The sequence below is a fragment of the Pseudomonas leptonychotis genome, assembly GCF_004920405.1.
Taxonomy (GTDB): Bacteria; Pseudomonadota; Gammaproteobacteria; order Pseudomonadales; family Pseudomonadaceae; genus Aquipseudomonas; species Aquipseudomonas leptonychotis.
Genome location: NZ_RFLV01000001.1, coordinates 606,053 through 623,499 on the forward strand (window position 1 = coordinate 606,053; position 17,447 = coordinate 623,499).

At 61.4% G+C, this 17,447-nt stretch carries 15 protein-coding genes and 1 pseudogene; 7 read left to right on the plus strand and 9 right to left on the minus strand.

Annotated features, from left to right (window positions below; all coding sequences use genetic code 11):
* Positions 1 to 45 precede the first annotated feature (45 nt).
* Together D8779_RS02765 and D8779_RS02770 are read left to right on the plus strand one after the other, a co-directional pair.
* Entirely contained in the window at positions 46 to 2,415 is a 2,370-nt protein-coding gene (locus D8779_RS02765) for a DNA polymerase II (protein ID WP_136662935.1), read from the plus strand.
* A 106-nt stretch (positions 2,416 to 2,521) separates the two neighbouring features.
* Positions 2,522 to 3,682: an AAA family ATPase gene (locus tag D8779_RS02770; RefSeq protein ID WP_136662936.1), complete on the plus strand. Its 1,161-nt coding sequence runs from the start codon at positions 2,522 to 2,524 to the stop codon at positions 3,680 to 3,682.
* Here D8779_RS02770 and D8779_RS02775 read toward each other — a convergent pair.
* Positions 3,679 to 4,584 carry a DMT family transporter gene (locus D8779_RS02775; protein WP_136662937.1) on the minus strand — a complete coding sequence of 302 codons (906 nt, stop codon included), beginning with the start codon at positions 4,582 to 4,584 and terminating at the stop codon, positions 3,679 to 3,681. The two genes, D8779_RS02770 and D8779_RS02775, sit on opposite strands and share 4 nt — an antisense overlap.
* Positions 4,585 to 4,753: 169 nt before the next feature.
* On the opposite strand from D8779_RS02775, the gene D8779_RS02780 reads away from it, so the two are divergent.
* A complete protein-coding gene (locus D8779_RS02780; protein ID WP_240789674.1) occupies positions 4,754 to 6,112 on the plus strand; it encodes a hypothetical protein in 1,359 nt (452 codons plus the stop codon).
* On the opposite strand, the gene arsJ is transcribed toward D8779_RS02780, so the two are convergent.
* The 5 genes from arsJ to D8779_RS02805 all read right to left on the minus strand — a co-directional run bounded on the left by arsJ (position 6,113) and on the right by D8779_RS02805 (position 10,011).
* Positions 6,113 to 7,354, minus strand: a complete 1,242-nt coding sequence (arsJ, locus tag D8779_RS02785) for an organoarsenical effux MFS transporter ArsJ (RefSeq protein WP_136662938.1) — start codon at positions 7,352 to 7,354, stop codon at positions 6,113 to 6,115.
* A gap of 150 nt (positions 7,355 to 7,504) precedes the next feature.
* On the minus strand, positions 7,505 to 8,509 hold the full coding sequence (locus D8779_RS02790) for an ArsJ-associated glyceraldehyde-3-phosphate dehydrogenase (RefSeq protein WP_136662939.1): 1,005 nt from the start codon (positions 8,507 to 8,509) through the stop codon (positions 7,505 to 7,507).
* Between the two features lie 21 nt (positions 8,510 to 8,530).
* A complete protein-coding gene (locus D8779_RS02795) occupies positions 8,531 to 8,863 on the minus strand; it encodes a YnfA family protein (RefSeq protein WP_205895777.1) in 333 nt (110 codons plus the stop codon).
* Positions 8,864 to 8,931: 68 nt separating this feature from the next.
* Positions 8,932 to 9,642 carry an arsenical resistance protein ArsH gene (gene arsH, locus D8779_RS02800; RefSeq protein ID WP_136662941.1) on the minus strand — a complete coding sequence of 237 codons (711 nt, stop codon included), beginning with the start codon at positions 9,640 to 9,642 and terminating at the stop codon, positions 8,932 to 8,934.
* 24 nt (positions 9,643 to 9,666) lie between these two features.
* On the minus strand, positions 9,667 to 10,011 hold the full coding sequence (locus D8779_RS02805) for a metalloregulator ArsR/SmtB family transcription factor (RefSeq protein WP_136662942.1): 345 nt from the start codon (positions 10,009 to 10,011) through the stop codon (positions 9,667 to 9,669).
* A gap of 219 nt (positions 10,012 to 10,230) precedes the next feature.
* On the opposite strand from D8779_RS02805, the gene D8779_RS02810 reads away from it, so the two are divergent.
* Both D8779_RS02810 and D8779_RS02815 read left to right on the plus strand, forming a co-directional pair.
* The gene (locus D8779_RS02810; protein ID WP_136662943.1) at positions 10,231 to 11,109 is read left to right on the plus strand and encodes a helix-turn-helix domain-containing protein; all 879 of its coding nucleotides are present in this window, start codon (positions 10,231 to 10,233) and stop codon (positions 11,107 to 11,109) included.
* Positions 11,110 to 11,315: 206 nt separating this feature from the next.
* The gene (locus D8779_RS02815; protein WP_136662944.1) at positions 11,316 to 13,952 is read left to right on the plus strand and encodes a DEAD/DEAH box helicase; all 2,637 of its coding nucleotides are present in this window, start codon (positions 11,316 to 11,318) and stop codon (positions 13,950 to 13,952) included.
* Between the two features lie 7 nt (positions 13,953 to 13,959).
* On the opposite strand, the gene D8779_RS02820 is transcribed toward D8779_RS02815, so the two are convergent.
* Positions 13,960 to 14,466 carry a phosphate-starvation-inducible protein PsiE gene (locus D8779_RS02820; protein ID WP_136662945.1) on the minus strand — a complete coding sequence of 169 codons (507 nt, stop codon included), beginning with the start codon at positions 14,464 to 14,466 and terminating at the stop codon, positions 13,960 to 13,962.
* 269 nt (positions 14,467 to 14,735) lie between these two features.
* Between D8779_RS02820 and D8779_RS02825 the strand changes: the two genes are divergently transcribed.
* Positions 14,736 to 14,996 (plus strand): YebG family protein, encoded by a 261-nt coding sequence (locus D8779_RS02825; RefSeq protein WP_136662946.1) that lies wholly within the window; start codon positions 14,736 to 14,738, stop codon positions 14,994 to 14,996.
* Between the two features lie 214 nt (positions 14,997 to 15,210).
* Here the strand turns inward: D8779_RS02825 and D8779_RS02830 are convergent, their stop codons facing one another.
* Positions 15,211 to 16,233: a Leu/Phe/Val dehydrogenase gene (locus D8779_RS02830; protein ID WP_136662947.1), complete on the minus strand. Its 1,023-nt coding sequence runs from the start codon at positions 16,231 to 16,233 to the stop codon at positions 15,211 to 15,213.
* A gap of 152 nt (positions 16,234 to 16,385) precedes the next feature.
* Here D8779_RS02830 and D8779_RS02835 point away from each other — a divergent pair, with 152 nt between their 5' ends.
* Entirely contained in the window at positions 16,386 to 17,189 is an 804-nt protein-coding gene (locus D8779_RS02835; RefSeq protein WP_136662948.1) for a SirB1 family protein, read from the plus strand.
* A gap of 1 nt (position 17,190) precedes the next feature.
* Here the strand turns inward: D8779_RS02835 and D8779_RS21000 are convergent.
* Positions 17,191 to 17,382: pseudogene (locus tag D8779_RS21000) on the minus strand (response regulator transcription factor); the annotation flags it as partial.
* Positions 17,383 to 17,447: the final 65 nt, after the last annotated feature.

The following is a 17,447-nucleotide window of genomic DNA, read 5'->3' on the forward strand; positions in this document are numbered from 1 at the left end:
GCGCAGCAGATCGCAGCAAGTTTGTTAACTAAGTTGAGGCAGTAAGTGGATTTACAACAGGGCTTCATCCTCACCCGCCACTGGCGTGATACGCCGGCCGGGACGCAGGTGGAGTTCTGGCTGGCCACCGATAATGGCCCGCGGCATATCCGCTTGCCGCTGCAGCCTTCGGTGGCGTTTATTCCGGCCGAGCAGCGTGCTCAGGTCGAAGCGCAACTGGCCAATGAGCGCGGAGCGGAGCTGCGCCCGCTGGGGCTAAAAGACTTTCATCTGCGCCCGGTGTTGGGCCTGTATTGCCAGCAGCATCGCCAGTTGATCGACCTCGACAAGCGCCTGCGCCGCGCTGGCATAACCGTGTACGAGGCCGATGTGCGCCCGCCGGAGCGCTACCTGATGGAGCGCTTTATCACCGCGCCGGTGCTGTTTGCCGGCACGCCGGATGCCACTCACCCGGCCCTGCTGCTGGACGCGCAGATCAAACCCTGTAGCGACTACCGCCCCACCCTCAAGCTGGCCTCGCTGGACATCGAAACCAATGCCTTCGGCGAGCTGTACTCCATCGCCATCGAAGGCTGCGGCCAGCGCGACGTGTATATGCTCGGCCGCACGCCGGAACAGCCACCGGATGTGGATTTTCAACTGGAGTACTGCGACAGCCGTGGCCAGTTACTTGAACGCCTGAATCAGTGGATGGCGCAGCATGACCCGGATGCAATCATCGGCTGGAATGTGGTGCAGTTTGACCTGCGCGTGCTGCACGAGCACGCGCGCAGCCTCGCTATCCCGCTGCGACTGGGGCGTGACGGCAGCGAGATGCAGTGGCGCGAGCACGGCAGCGCGAACGGTCACTTCTTCGCCGACGCGGCGGGCCGGCTGATTATCGACGGCATCGAGGCACTGCGTTCAGCGACCTGGAGCTTCTCCTCGTTCAGCCTGGAAAACGTCGCGCAAACCCTGCTCGGCGAAGGCAAAGACATCTCCACGCCGTACCAGCGCATGGACGAAATCGACCGCATGTTCCGCGAAGACAAACCCGCCCTGGCGCGTTACAACCTGCGCGACTGCGAGTTGGTGACGCGGGTGTTCGAGAAAACCGAAATTCTCAGCTTCCTGCTCGAACGCGCCACGGTCACCGGTTTACCCGCCGACCGCAGCGGCGGCTCGGTGGCGGCGTTTGAACACTTGTATATGCCACTGATGCACCGCCGTGGTTTTGTCGCGCCGAACCTGGGAGATAACCCGCCGCAAGCCAGCCCTGGCGGCTTTGTTATGGAGTCGCAGCCGGGGTTGTATGAGTCGGTATTGGTGCTCGACTACAAGAGCCTGTACCCGTCGATCATCCGCAGCTTTCTGATCGACCCGGTGGGACTGATCGAGGGCCTGCGTCAGCCAGACGACGCGCACTCAGTGCCGGGCTTTCGCGGCGCGCGCTTCTCCCGTAGCGAGCATTGCCTGCCGGCGATTGTTGAGCGTGTGTGGCAGAGCCGCGAGGCGGCCAAGCGCGAGCACAACGCGCCGCTGTCGCAAGCGCTAAAAATCATCATGAATGCTTTTTACGGCGTACTCGGCTCCAGCGGCTGCCGCTTCTTCGATACCCGGCTGGCCTCCTCCATCACCCTGCGCGGCCACGAAATCATGGCCCGCACCCGCGCCCTGATCGAGGCCGAGGGCTACCGAGTGATCTACGGCGACACCGACTCCACCTTCGTCTGGCTGCAACGCTTGCATGACGAGGCCGATGCGGCGCATATCGGCCGCGCTCTGGTGGCCAAGGTCAATGCCTGGTGGGCTGAACATCTACAGAGCGAGTACGGCCTGAGCAGCGCCCTGGAACTGCAATACGAAACCCATTACCAGCGCTTTTTGATGCCGACCATTCGCGGCGCCGAGGAAGGCAGCAAGAAGCGCTACGCCGGACTAGTCAGCCGCGCTGACGGTAGCAACGAGATGGTCTACAAAGGCCTGGAAACCGTGCGTAGCGACTGGTCGCCACTGGCCCAGCAGTTCCAGCGCGAGCTGTATGAGCGAATCTTCCTCAACCAGCCTTACCAGAGCTACGTACGTGACTATGTCGAACGCACCTTGAACGGCGAACTGGATGAGCTGCTGGTGTACCGCAAGCGCTTACGGCGCACGCTCAACGACTACGAGCGCAACGTGCCGCCGCATGTGCGCGCCGCACGTCTGGCCGATGAGTACAACGCAGCCCACGGTAGGCCGCTGCAATACCAGCGCGGCGGCTGGATCAGCTACGTGATCACCACTGCAGGCCCACAACCGCTGGAGGCGCGCAACGCCACCATCGACTACGACCACTACCTGACCCGCCAACTGCAACCCGTAGCCGATGCCATCCTGCCGTTTGTCGACGACGACTTCGCCACGCTGATTGGTGGGCAGCTGGGCTTGTTTTAAACGCACCGTAGGGTGGATGACGCCTCACCCATCCACCCATGACTGCCTCCCTGGTGGATGAAAAAGCGTCATCCACCCTACACGCTAACCTGTCAGGACGACCGCCATGCTGCATACCCTCGCCGTTGCCAACTACCGCTCGATTAATAACTTGGTGCTGCCATTGGGTCGGCTCAACCTGGTGACCGGGGCCAATGGCAGTGGCAAATCCAACCTCTATCGCGCATTGCGCCTGCTGGCGGAAACCGCCCAGGGCGGCGTGGTCAACGCCCTGGCCCGTGAAGGCGGGCTGGACTCGACCTTCTGGGCCGGGCCGGAAACCATCAGCCGACGCATGCTCAGCGGCGAAGTACCGGTGCAAGGCGGCCCGCGCAAGGAGGCCAAGCGTCTGCGCCTGGGTTTTGCTGGCGACGATTTCAGCTATGCCATTTCCCTCGGTTTGCCGGAACCGAGCCTTTCCGCCTTTGCCCTTGACCCGCAGATCAAGCGCGAATGCATTTGGGCCGGGGCCAGCTATCGCCCCGCCTCGCTCCTGGTGGATCGCGCTGGGCCGATGGTACGCAGGCGCGAAGACCGCAGCTGGCAGGTAATGGCCCAGCACCTGCCGCTCTTCGATAGCCTGTTCGATCAGATCGGCAATGACCCGGCCTGCCCAGAAGTGTTTCAGCTGCGCGAACATATCCGCCGCTGGCGCTTCTACGATCACTTTCGCAGCGACGCCGAAGCCCCGGCACGCCTCCCGCAACTGGGCACCCGCACACCGGTACTACACCACGACGGTCGCGACCTGGCGGCCGCGCTGCAGACCATTCGCGAAATCGGTGACCCGGCTGCGCTGGATGCGGCAATCAGTGATGCCTTCCCCGGCGCACGGCTGCGCATCGATATGCAGACCGGAGGACGCTTTGCCGTGGAGTTGCAACAAGAAGGATTGCTGCGGCCCTTATCAGCCAGCGAACTGTCGGACGGCACCCTGCGTTATCTGCTGCTGGTCGCCGCCCTGCTCACCCCAAGGCCACCCTCGCTGATGGTGCTAAACGAGCCGGAAACCAGCCTGCACCCCGACCTGCTGCCCGCCCTTGGCAGGCTGATCATCGCCGCCTCGCAGCACACCCAGGTATGGGTGGTGTCCCACGCCAGCCGGCTGATCGCCACGCTGGAACAGCACCCTGAGTGCAACGCCATCGTCCTGGAAAAACAGCTGGGGCAAACCGTGATCCAGGGTCAGGGCATGCTCGATGAACCGGCATGGAAGTGGCCGAGTTAAGCCTTAGCGGGCAGTGCAGTCGCTGCCGGCAGCACCTTGGGTTTACGAAATACCAGCACGTTACCCAGCATCACCAGAAACAGACCGAACAACGCCGGGGCCGTCCATTGATAGCCTTCGACAAACACCGAGATATTCAGCGCCACCACCGGGAACAGTACGGTGCAATAGGCGGCGCGCTCCGGGCCCATGCGCCCGACCAGGGTCAGATAGGCGGTAAAGCCGATCACCGAGCCGGGAATCGCCAGGTACAGCAAAGTGCCGATGTAGCGGGTGTTCCACTCGAAGGTGAACGGCGTGCCGCTGAACAGACAGATCGCCACCAGCATCAGCGCGCCGTACAGCATGCCCCAGGCGTTGGTGGTCAGCGGTTTGAGACCGGCCTTTTGTTGCAGGCTGGAAAGCATATTGCCGGCGGAGAACAGCAGCGTACCCAGCACCGCCAGGCCGATGCCCAACAATGTTTCATGGCTAGCCTCCTGCCCGGCCAATTCCGGCCAGAACAGCAGCGCCAGTCCGCCAAGACCCAGTGCGCCGCCGGCCAGCACATTGGCGGCGATTTTCTGCTTGAAAAACACCCGCGCATTAATCGCGTTCCACAGCGTTGCGGTGGAGAAGATCACCGCCACCAAGCCGCTGGGTATCCACTGGCTGGCGGTGTAGAAGCACATAAAATTCAGGCAGAACAGGCACAGCCCCTGCACCAGACAGATCAGCTGGCCACGCTTATCAACTTTTTGCAGACGACCACTGAGCAACAGCAGGGCAAACAGCACCAGGGATGCCAGGGCAAAGCGATAGGCAATGGACGCGGCAATCGCCACCTCGCCCAGTTGCAACTTGAGGGCGATCCAGGTGGTGCCCCAGATCAGTACGGTCAACAGATAGAGCGACAGGTTCATCAACAGACTCCCAGTAGATAGTGGCGAGTCTGCGCGCTCGGGCGAGTGATCTCTTGCATAAACTTGCGCACTTCTCGCCGCACGTTCTGCCTTGGTCCTTTTTACCTTGGAGCTGGGGGCGGCGGCTGGTACAACCCTAGTGCCTGTTCCGTAACCAGACGAAGCCATCATGCCCCAGCCGCAGCAGCCGCCGAGCAACGACAACGACAGTCAACCGGTCTCGACCGGTGCGAGCGATACCCTATGCGGGACGTCGATTGCAGCGTTAAACAGCCAGTGCTTTTGCATCAGCCTGGATGCGGCGGCGCTGCATGACGCCCTGGAGTCGAGCCTGGGCCAGCCGGGGCTGTTCGATCTGGTGCGCGAGCGTTGCCCTTATCTGTTCGCCGCGCACCCGGTATTTATCGCACCGGCTCAGCTTGAGCGCATGGCCGAGGTGATTCGCGCCATCGAGTCCGTGGTGGCGCTACCGGCGTATCGGGAGCGGGTGTTGGCACGCTCGCCAGCCATTGCCCAACATGATCCAGGAGCCAAGGGCGTGTTTTTCGGTTATGACTTTCACGTTACCGAAGACGGCTTCGGCCTTATCGAGATCAACAGCAACGCCGGCGGCGCCATGCTCAACGCCGTGCTGGCGCGGGCACAAAGGGCATGCTGTCCGGCCATCGAGCAACTCTTGCCGACGACGCAGCGCGCCGAAAATCTGGAAGCCAGCATCATCGCGATGTTCCACAAGGAGTGGGCGCTGGCCGGGTATAAGCGGCCATTGCGTAGCATCGCCATCGTCGACGAGGCCCCGGAGCAGCAGTATCTGTATCCGGAATTTTTACTGTTTCAGCAGCTGTTCCAACGCCATGATCTACAGGCTGTGATCGCCGCGCCCAGCGAGTTGACCCTGCGTGATGGAAGGCTCTGGCATGGCGAGCTGAGCATCGATCTGGTCTACAACCGCCTGACCGATTTCGCCCTGGATGAGCCCAGCAATGCGAGTTTGCGTCAGGCCCATTTAGACAACGCCACCTTAATCACCCCTCACCCGCAGACTCACGCGCTGTATGCGGATAAACGCAATCTGGCACTGCTCAGCGATGCCCAACAATTGCAAGAGCTGGGCGTACCTGAGGCGACTCAAGCACTGCTACTGGCGGCCATCCCGCATACCGAGGTGGTCGACCCCGCCAATGCCGAACGCCTGTGGCGTGAGCGTAAACGCCTGTTCTTCAAACCCTGCGCCGGCTATGGCAGTCGCGCCGCCTACCGGGGCGACAAACTGACTCAGCGCGTATGGCAGGAAATCTTGGCCGGGGAGTACGTGGCTCAAGCCTTAGTGGTGCCCGGACAGAGAGTGATGGCACGCGAAACACCTGCACTCAAGTTCGACCTGCGCGCCTATGCCTACGACAGCCAGGTACAATGGCTGGCCGCACGCCTGTATCAGGGCCAGACCACCAACTTCCGCACCCCAGGCGGGGGCTTTGCCCCGGTCTACCCTGCGCCGGAGGGTGGTTGCGCAACAAACTGCGGTTGATCAGCCGGCAGGCAGCGCCTTGCCGTGCTTGGGCAATCCGATAGAAATCAGCGCAGCCAGTAACACGAAAGCTGAGGAAACCCACAAACACGCGCCTAGGCCATAAGCCTGATACACCCAGCCGGACAGCAACGTGCCGAGCAGCCGGCCCATGGCGTTGGCCATGTAGTAAAAGCCCACATCCAGCGACACGCCGTCTTCCTTGGCGTAGCTGACGATCAGGTAGCTGTGCAACGAAGAATTCACCGCAAACAGCACGCCAAACAGCATCAGCCCGCCGAGCAAGACCCATTGCGCCGATAAGTCACTGTGCAGCCCCAGCGCGATCGTCGCTGGCAAAGCAGCCAATACGGCCGCCCAGACAAACGCGCTGCGTCCGTCCGGCAATTGGCCGCTGGCTTTACCGCTGAACTTACTGGTAAGCGCTGGAGCGAAGGACTGCACGATGCCGTAGCCAATCACCCAGGTCGCAAGAAAGCCGCCGACCTGCCACACGTCCCAGCCAAATACGCTGGACAGGTACACCGGCAGCGCGACGACAAACCACACATCACGGGCGCCAAACAAAAACAGCCGCGCCGCCGAGAGCAGGTTGATCGCCCGGCTCTTGGACAGCAGCTCACGGAACTTCGGCTTGGCTTTGGCCTTGCCCAGATCCTTTTTCAACAGCAGCAGGCTGGCCAACCAGACCAGCGCCAGCACAGCAGCCATGGCCAGCACGGCGCCGCTAAAGCCGAGTAGCGCTAGCAGCGCGCCGCCCATAAAGAAGCCCACACCCTTGAGCGCATTCTTCGAGCCGGTGAGGATCGCCACCCACTGGTACAAGCGGCCCTGCTGATCGCCGGGCACCAGCAACTTGATCGAACTCTTGGCGCTCATCTTGTTCAGGTCTTTGGCGATACCCGACAACGCCTGCGCACCCATTACCCAAGGGATGGTCAACCAAGTCGCCGGCACGGTGAGCATCAGCAAAGCTGCGACCTGCAGGCCCAGGCCGATGTTCATGGTGCGATTAAGCCCCAACCTCGCGCCCAAATAGCCGCCGAGCAGATTGGTGACTACGCCGAAAATCTCATAGAACAGAAACAGCCCAGCAATCGCCAGCGGCGAGTAGCCGAGGCTGTGAAAATGCAGCACCACCAACATGCGCAGCGCGCCGTCAGTCAGGGTAAATGCCCAGTAATTGCCGGTAACCAACAGGTATTGGCGCACGTCGGGGGCGAGGCGAGATAAGGCGTGCATCGGGAGTTCCTGTTTTGCTGCGAGGCTTGATGGGTATCGCCTTGCTCAACCCATCCTACGGTTCAGGCAGTTCGAGGGGGTGTGGGAGGGGCTTTAGCCGCGACAGTCATTCCACCAAGTCGCGGCTAAAGCCCCTCCCACAGAACGGTGTTAGCTGGCTGCACCGACCATCCGCGCCAACTCGACCGTGCGGTTGGCGTAGCCCCATTCGTTGTCGTACCAGGCATACAGCTTCACCTGGGTGCCGTTGACCACCATGGTCGACAGCGCATCGATAATTGATGAGCGCGGATCGGTGCGATAGTCGATGGACACCAGCGGCCGCTCCTCGTAACCAAGAATGCCAGCCAGCGGGCCGTCAGCGGCGGCCTTGAGCAAAGCATTGACCTCCTCCACCGTAGTCGCCCGCTCCACTTCAAATACACAGTCAGTCAACGAGGCGTTAGCCAAAGGTACACGTACCGCATGGCCGTTCAGCTTGCCGCGCAGTTCGGGGAAGATCTCCGCAATCGCCGTGGCCGAACCTGTGGTGGTAGGAATCAGACTCATGCCACTGGCCCGCGCCCGGCGCAGGTCTTTGTGTGGCTGGTCGAGAATGCTCTGGGTATTGGTCAGGTCGTGAATGGTGGTGATCGAACCGTGGCGGATGCCGAGGTTTTCGTGGATCACCTTGACCACCGGCGCCAGGCAATTGGTGGTGCACGACGCCGCCGTGACGATGCGATGCACGGTCGGGTCGAACAGCTGCTGGTTCACCCCCATCACCACATTCAACGCGCCCGCCTCTTTCACCGGCGCGCTGACCACTACGCGGTGCACGCCCTGATCGAGATACCCCTGCAGCACCGCCACGGTTTTCATCTTGCCGCTGGCCTCGATCACCAGATCGCAGCCACTCCAGTCGGTGTCGGCGATGGCTTTATTGGCCGTGACCTGGATGCGTTTGCCGTCAATCAGGATGCACTCGCCCTCACTGCTCGCCGCATACTGCCAACGGCCATGCACCGAGTCGAAATTCAGCAGGTGCGCATGGGTCGCCGCATCGCCCGCCGGATCGTTGATCTGCACAAACTCGAATTCCGGCCAGCCCCATGCCGCGCGCAGCGCCAGACGACCGATCCGACCAAAGCCGTTGATACCTACCTTGATAGCCATACTGATGTTCTCATCCAATGATTAAAGCGAACGTGGGGCGAACATGATGATCGCCATGCCAAGCAGGGCCACGGCGGCCCCGAGCAAATCCCAGTGGCTCGGGCGAATGCCATCCACCAGCCACAACCAAACAATGGCCGTCGCCACATACACTCCGCCATAGGCGGCATACACCCGCCCAGTCGCGGTTGGGTGCAGAGTCAGCAACCAAACAAACAGCGCCAGCGCCGCCGCAGCCGGTAGCAACAGCCAGATGCTTTTGCCCTGTTTGAGCCACAGGTACGGCAAGTAACAGCCGAGAATCTCGGCCAGGGCCGTGAGGGCAAATAAGCCGATGGTATTGAGCATGTTCATCTCAATGGCCCAACTGGGCCGGCGGGAGTGTTGAAAAAATCTAAGAGGCGCTTCATTACCATTACCGATTAGATGGAAGGCTGATTGACCCGCTTACTCAGCTGCTCGGCGGACTCCTTGCGCTCGGAGTAGCGATCCACCAGGTAGTCCGACTGCTCGCGCAGCAGCAGGGTGAACTTGACCAGTTCCTCCATCACGTCCACCACCCGGTCGTAATAGGCCGACGGTTTCATCCGCCCAGCTTCGTCGAATTCGAGAAAAGCTTTAGCTACCGAGGACTGATTGGGGATGGTGAACATGCGCATCCAACGTCCCAGCACGCGCATCTGGTTCAGCGCGTTGAAGGATTGCGAACCACCGCTGACCTGCATCAACGCCAGGGTTTTGCCTTGGGTCGGGCGCACCGCGCCCATGCTCAGGGGCACCCAATCGATCTGCGATTTGAACACCCCGGTCATCGCGCCATGCCGCTCGGGCGAACACCAGACCATGCCTTCGCTCCACAGCACCAGCTCGCGCAGCTCTTGCACCTTGGGGTGATCCTCTGGGGCGTCGTCCGGCAGCGGCAGGCCGCTGGGATTGAAGATGCGCGTGTCGGCGCCGATCTGTTCAAGTAGTCGCGCAGCCTCCTCGGTCAGCAGGCGGCTGTAGGAGCGCGCCCGATTGGAGCCATACAGCAGGAGAATCCGTGGTTTGTGCAGCACGGCAGGTTTGGCCAGTTGTTCCTGGCTCGGCAGCCCCAGCAGTTCGGGGTCGATATTCGGCAATTCGGGGATCATGCACGTTCTCCAGAAGACGGGGCATCAGCCGCACAGCGAGGCTCGGTCAGGGCGGTCACGCATGCTGTGCAGGCGCAATTGATCCTCCGCCAACTGCGGGCCATCGGCGTTGAGCACTTGCGTCAGAATCTCCGCCGCCCAGGCTGGCAACTGCGGGTGCAAGCGGTAGTAAATCCACTGCCCGGCGCGCCGGTCTTGCAGTAGGCCGCTGCTGCGCAGCAACGCCAGGTGACGGGAAATTTTCGGCTGACTTTGCTCAAGGGCTGCCGTCAGTTCACACACGCACAACTCGCCCTCACGCACGATCTGCTGGGTGATGCGCACGCGAGTCTCATCGGCCAGCGCTTTGAACAACTCGGTAGGGGTCATGGCTAACACCTGAATATCTGTAATTTCAAATATACGAATTAGCGCATATAACCTAATTCAATCCCGCGGAGTCAAGCCTCTAAACGCTCTCGCCAGCGCACGGGCGCAAAGATCTTGAGGCGCAGTGCGTACTTGTTGGCTTGCACAATCTTGCGCTTTTGCTGGCGCAGGGGCTGGCAGGCGGACAGCACCGGCGTAGCATGACGCGACGGAGGATGTATGGCGCCACTCGAACATTTACAGGTTTTCCAGAGCTTAAACAGCTCGCCCAATACTCAGCTGCATCGCAGCGCCGAGCTGGGTGACGGGCTGGCTGCGGCCGTATGGAGCAACCGCGATGATGCCCGCGACTACCAAGCGCCCAGCCATCACACGCTGTCCTGTTACCTGACCGGCGGCACCGGCACCTTCCGCCGCGAAAGCCCATATAGCAAGGGCGCGCCCGACAAGCTGTGCATCCTACCGGCCGGACACCAGTCGGCCTGGGTGATCAACGGCGAAATCCAGCTGGCGCATCTGTACATCAGCCAGGAGCAATTCGCCCTGGCCGCCGTCCATCTGCTGGATCGCGAGCCGCGCGAACTGGAACTGCGTGAATGCACCTTCCTCGAAGATGCGCAGCAAGCCCAACGCTTTCGCCAGCTCAGCCAGCTGGATTGGCATGAGCCGGGTGAACGCCTGCTGTGCAGCAGCCTGGCCCATGGTTTGATCAGCCATGCCTTGCTCTCGCAAGTCGGCCGTCGTGAAGGGCTGCGCCTGACCGGCGGTTTGGCGCCTACGCTGCGCCGCAGAGTGCGCGAGTTTATCGACGCTAATCTGGCCGAGCCGCTCAGCCTGGGCCAACTGGCGGGGCTATGTGCGCTGTCGGAATATCACTTTGCGCGGATGTTCCAACTCAGCTTCGGCTTGCCGCCCCATCGCTATGTGCTGGCGCAGCGCTTGCGCCGTGGTCAGCAGTTACTGCAACACGGCAACCTGCCGCTGAGTGAGGTGGCGCTGACCTGCGGTTTTGCCAGCGCCAGCCACTTCAACAACCGTTTCCGCCAGGCCTTCAGCAGCACACCTGGGCAATACCGCGCCGCGCTGGGCCAGGGTTAACCCCAAGACGTAGCCCTCAGCAACAGCCGCTCCCCTCAGCACAGCTCAACCGCAGCCAATGCCCGTTCAGCCGTTAATCCGGATTAGCCCCGCCTAGCGCCGACGATGGCCTGCTAATCCTGCGCCGGCTGTGCAAGAATCCCCGGCTGCCTTCGAGAAAAGCTGCCCATGCCACGATTCGCCTTATCCCTCAGCGGGCGCCACTGATGCCCCTCGACATTCTGCATTTACGCCAAGAAGACTGGCGCGCGGAATTCGGCGTGGGCGACTTACAGCGCGGCCAAGGCTACGCCGCGCAAGGCCGCAGCCGCCTGCTCAGCCTCAAGGACAGCACCCTGCTGGCCAGCTGTCGTGGCTCAGGCGCGCAGACCTACCAGCAACGCATCACCCTCAATCACTACGGCCAGGGCTGGGGCGTCAGCGGCAAGTGCAGCTGCCCGGTGGGCTTCAATTGCAAACATGTGGCCAGCGCCCTGCTCACCCTGCAAACCCAGCAGGAACAAGGCGTCGACCTCTCGCCGCTAATTGTCAGCAGCCCTGAAGCCCGTGAAGAACGCCTGGAAGGCTTGCAACCAAGCCCGGTGTTGAGCCTCGGCAGCCTGGTGCGCGTGCACTTCGACGCGCGCAAAGGCCGCATGCAGGAACAGACCCAGCACCGCGCCGCTTTGGCCTTCGACTACCAAGGCCACCTGGCCTCAGGCAAAAGTGGCAAAGACCTGCTGATCAAACAAAATCCGGGGCTCACGCTACGCATCGTGCGTGATTTCGACGGCGAAGCCTTGCTGCGCAAGCGCCTGCAACACGCCCATATGCAGGTGTCGCTCAGGCAAAGCGAGGCGCTGCCGGAAAGCGCCGGCGAAGCCTATGAACAAAGCAGTGATGCGGCCTGGCTGCTGTTTGTGCGCGAGCAGTTACCAAAGCTGCGCGAAGAAGGCTGGCAGATTCGCATGCAGCCCGATTTCCAATTCAACCTGGCCCAGGTCGATGACTGGTACGCCGAGGTTGAGGAAGACCCCGAACAAAACTGGTTCGACCTGGAGCTCGGCATCGAGGTCGAAGGTCAGCGCATCAGCTTGCTGCCAATCCTGCTGCAGGCGATCCGCCGCGCGCCCTGGCTGCTCAACGGCGAAGCGCTGAACAAGCGCGATGACGATGAAGTGCTGCTGGTCAGCCTACCCAACAACCACAAGCGCGCGGCGCTACCTTTGTCACGCTTGAAACCGCTGCTGGCCACACTCGGCGAGCTGTTTGTGCGCGAGCCCGGCGAATCCAGCCAACGCCTGCGCCTGTCGCGCCTGGACGCCGCCCGGCTTAATCACCTGCAACAAGGCCCCGCGCTGAGCTGGCAAGGCGGCAGCCAGATGCGTGACTTCGCCGAACGCCTCCAGCAGTTAGATAGCGCCACATTACAGCCGCCAGAAGGTCTTCAGGCAGAACTGCGCCCCTATCAACTGCAAGGCCTGGCGTGGATGCAGGGGCTGGCCGAATTGGGTGTAGGCGGCCTGCTGGCCGATGACATGGGCCTGGGCAAAACCCTACAGACCCTCGGCCATATTCTTTGCGAACAGCAGGCCGGACGCTTGCAGCAGCCGGCGCTGATCGTCATGCCCACCAGCCTGATCCCCAACTGGCAGGACGAAGCGGCGCGTTTCACTCCGCAGCTCAAGGTGCTGGCGCTGCACGGCCCCAAGCGCCGGGCGCTGTTCAAACAGATCGGTGAGCACCACATCATCCTCACCACTTACGCCCTGCTGCCGCGGGACCTCAAGGCCCTCAATGCCTACAGCTACCGCCTGCTGATTCTCGATGAAGCGCAGAACATCAAGAACCCGCGCAGCAAAGCCGCCATCGCCGCCGGGCAAGTGCAGGCCGACCAGCGCCTGTGCCTGACCGGCACGCCGCTGGAAAATCACCTGGGCGAGCTGTGGTCGCTGTTCAACTTCCTCATGCCCGGCTGGCTGGGCGACAGCAAAAGCTTTACCCGCGATTACCGCACACCGATTGAGAAAAACGCCAACGAACTGCGTTTGGCGCACCTGACCGGGCGGATCAAACCTTTTATTTTGCGGCGCACCAAGGAACAGGTGGCCAGCGAGCTGCCGCCGAAAACCGAAATCACCCACTGGGTCGAACTCAGCGCCGCGCAGCGCGACCGCTACGAAACCCTGCGTTTGGCCATGGATAAGAAGGTGCGCGACGAGATCGCCCGCCAAGGCCTGGCCCGCAGTCAGATCGTGATTCTCGAAGCGCTGCTGCGCCTGCGCCAGGCCTGCTGTGATTTGCGCCTGCTCGGTGAGGAAGGCGACAACCAGCTGACCAGCCTGGACTCGGGCAAACTCAGCGGCCTGCTGGAGATGCTCGACGAGCTGTTTGCCGAAGGCCGCCGCGTGCTGCTGTTCTCCCAGTTCACCTCGATGCTGACGCTGATCGAAGCCGAACTGAAAGCGCGCAACATCCCCTACGCCAAACTCACCGGCAGCACCCAGGATCGGCGCACCCCGGTGCAGCAGTTTCAGGCCGGCGAATTTCCAATCTTCCTGATCAGCCTGAAAGCCGGCGGCGCGGGCCTGAACCTGACCGCCGCTGACACGGTGATCCACTTCGACCCCTGGTGGAATCCGGCCGCCGAAGCCCAAGCCAGCGACCGCGCCTACCGCATCGGCCAAGACAAACCGGTGTTCGTCTACAAACTGATCGCCCGTGGCAGCGTGGAAGAGAAGATCCAGCAGCTGCAACAGGCCAAAGCCAACCTGGCTCGCGGCGTGTTGGAAGGCGGCAGCCAGAACCAATTGCAGCTCAGTGAAGACGACCTGCAGGCGTTATTTGCCCCGTTAAGCGACTGATCTGCGCTCAGTCATCGCTTTGCGTGTCGTCCTTTTCAGCCGCATCGTTGGCCACATTACGCTTACGCTTGGGCCCTTCAGCCTGCACCGAGGGAAAGCGCGAGGAGGCATAGCGCACCACAAAAATCGCCAGTGCCAACAGCAGAATCGCCCCCGACACCATCACCACGCCCATGTCGGGTTTGTGGTTGTGCGAGATGTCGGAAATCATCAAGCGGGTCAGCGCGGTAATTGCCACATAGATCATGAAGCGGATCGGCATGTGGTTGGTCTTGAAATAGATCCCCACCATGGCCGCCAATTCGAGGTAGATAAACAGCAGCAGGATGTCATCGACCGTGATGTGGCCCTTCTCCAGCATGCCTAAGAAAGCCATCACCGCCGCCCAGGCGGTGACCGCCCCAATGGCGAACAACGCCAGGTAATGAAACGCCTCCATCAACAGATTACCCAGCGACTCAGCCTGCCCATGCATGCGCTCGCGCATCAGTTCAGCCCAGTTTGGCTTACCCATAACATCTCCTAGGGATCAAAAATAACCACGGCACGGCGTGCCACTATCTATAACACTGCCAATTGAGAAGCCTGTTACTGGCTAAAAAGCACCTGCAACAGGCGAGCCATGCCACCGACCTGGCTGTCGCGCTTCACAGAATCGGCTATGTTGTTAGCCGGCATAGCAATTGCCGCTGTTCAAATGCTCGCGAGTTCTCTATGCTCGCAACCACTGTACAAATAAACAGTTTATTGCAACTTATCAGCGTGAAGGCGTAGAGGTGATGAATGGCCGTCGAAGTGGTGTACCGCAGCAGCCGGGATTTGGAGCGATTGTTCATGGATAAAGCCGAAGCCGACCGTCATGACAAAATGCTCGAACTGGCCGAGTTGCTTACCGAGGTGCTGCAAAAAGCCGTGCCTTCGCTGAATGAAGCCCAGGGTGAAGAGCTGGGTATTTACATGGCGAAGAACCGCGATGTGTTCGCCAAGGCGTTTAAGAATCAACCCGACGCGTTGAGTGAACTGAGCGAGCCCGCTGCCGAGTAACACCCACAGCGCTTAGCAAAACCCCAGTCAATGACTGGGGTTTTGTGTTTATAACGCCATGTAGGCATCACATACTCAGACTGTATTTGAGCTCTCGCGAGCTAGAGCCATGCAAGGCAAAAATAGGCGAGGAAGCGGAGTGTACTTTTGTACATGAGCACTCTGAGCCTGCTTTTAACGCAGCAGGGCCGACGCGCAGCATATCTGGGAGTACTCAAAGGCCATATAACAAGCGCTCGGCAATGGCATCGGCGACCCGCGCTGGCGAACGTTTATCGGCTTGAGCGTGACCAAAAATTTCCGTCAGCCGCCGGCTGATCTGGCTCAGCTGAGCAGTGATCGCCGGCAGGCTTTCGCCACGATGGCGGCGCGCGACATAGATCAACCCACCCGTATTGATTACGTAATCAGGCGCATAGAGAATCCCCCGCGCTTGCAGACGCTCGGAGATATCTGGGCCGGCCAGTTGGTTGTTGGCGGCCCCCGCCACTGCCGAACAACGCAGATGGGCCACGCTGGCTGCATTCAGCACACCGCCTAATCCACACGGCGCAAGAATGTCGCAGGGGGTGGCGAGCAATGCCTCGCTGGCCACTGGTCGTGCCCCCAGTTGCTCAACCGCAAGCTGCACACGCCCCACGTCAAGGTCACTGACCAGCAACTCGGCGCCAGCGGCGTGCAGCTGCTCAGCCAAGGCATACCCCACATTGCCTAACCCCTGAATAGCCACTCGCAAGCCCTCTAGGTTATCGCTGCCGAGGCGCGCCAGGGCGGTGGCGCGGATCCCGGCAAACACCCCCATGGCGGTGTGCGGCGACGGGTCGCCCTCGGCGGTGGTGCTGGTGACATGTTGAGTGTGCTGGGCGATGCAGTCCATATCGACACTTGAGGTGCCGCTGTCCATGGCGGTGATGTAGCGGCCGTTGAGGGTTTCAATAAAGCGTCCGAAGGCTTCGAACAATGCCCCACGATTATCGATATGCGCGGGACGGATAATCACCGCTTTGCCGCCCCCTTGCTCTAAGCCCGCCAGCGCCGCCTTGTAGCTCATGCCCTTGGCCAGGCGCAGCACATCCTCAATAGCACGTTGAGTGTCCGCATAGGGTAGGTAACGGCAGCCGCCCAGCGCAGGGCCCAGGCGACTGTTGTGGATGGCGATAATGGCCTGCAGGCCGCTCAGCGGGTCCACGGCGAAGTGCAGCGACTCCAGCCGGGCGGTTTCCATCATGGCGAACATGCTGTGGCTCCCGTACTGATTTGCCAATCAGTATAGGCAGTGGCGCTGCCGACAAGCGCCCAGTGGTCAGTTGCAGCAGGCTGCCCGTACAACAATCCACTGGACGAAGCCTCGGCACTTGACTACAAAGCCAGAGACATCGGGAGATTGATATGACCCCACGCGCCGCCTGCCTTGCCTGCCTGGAGCAAAACCCACCTGCGCTGTTCGAGGCGGCGCTATGGATTGCGGCCGAACATGACCCGACCCTGCAACCGGCGCAGGTCTGCCGCCAACTCAACAGCCTGCAGCAACACGTCAACCAGGGCCTGCCCGCACTGCCGCCGGTTGAGTTGGCGCAAGCCTTGCTGCGGCGCTTGAACGAACTGGACTTCCATCAGGACGACAGCAGCCCACTGCGGCCTCAGGCGGCTCTGCTGCACCGGGTATTGCTGCATCGTCGCGGGCAACCCTTGTCGCTGGCCCTATTGGCCCTGGAGCTGGCCAAACGGCTGGAGATTCCGCTGCAGGGGGTGAGCTTCCCCGGGCATTTTTTATTGCGCGTACCCGGCGCCGATCATCTACTCGACCCCTGCAGCGGCCGCCGTCTGTATACCCGTGAGTGCCGGGAACTGCTGCAGCGGCACATGGGCCCGGCTGCCGAACTGAACGCCAGCCACCTGCAAACCTGCGACGCGCGCAGCATGCTGCAACGCCTGTCACGCAACCTACGGCAACTGCATCAAATCGACGGCGATTATCTGGCCGCGCTTAAGGATGCCGAGCGGGTGCTGCAACTGGGCACACCCAATCTGCACGACCACCTGGCCCGCGCCGAGATTTATCAACACCTGGAGTGCCCGCAAGGTGAGCGTTTCGATTTGCAGCATGCACTGCTGCTGTGCGACGACATTGCGCAGCGCCTACAACTCAGCCAGCGCCTGAGCCTGCTGCGCGCCAGCCCAGCCCTGCATTGAACTAGAAGAAGCCCAGCGCCTTGGCTTTGGCCACTGCCTGGGTGCGCCGCGACACCCCCAGCTTGCCGTTGATACGCCGGGCATGGGTCTTGACCGTGTGCAATGAAATAAACAGTTGTTCGGCCACCTCCTGATTCGAGCAGCCTTGAGCAATCAGCCGGAGCACCGCCAGCTCGCGCTGGCTCAGGGTATTGGTCGCCGCACGCTGCGCTGCAGCAGCGGGTGTAACCGGTTGAGCCACGCTGAACCACAGGCAGT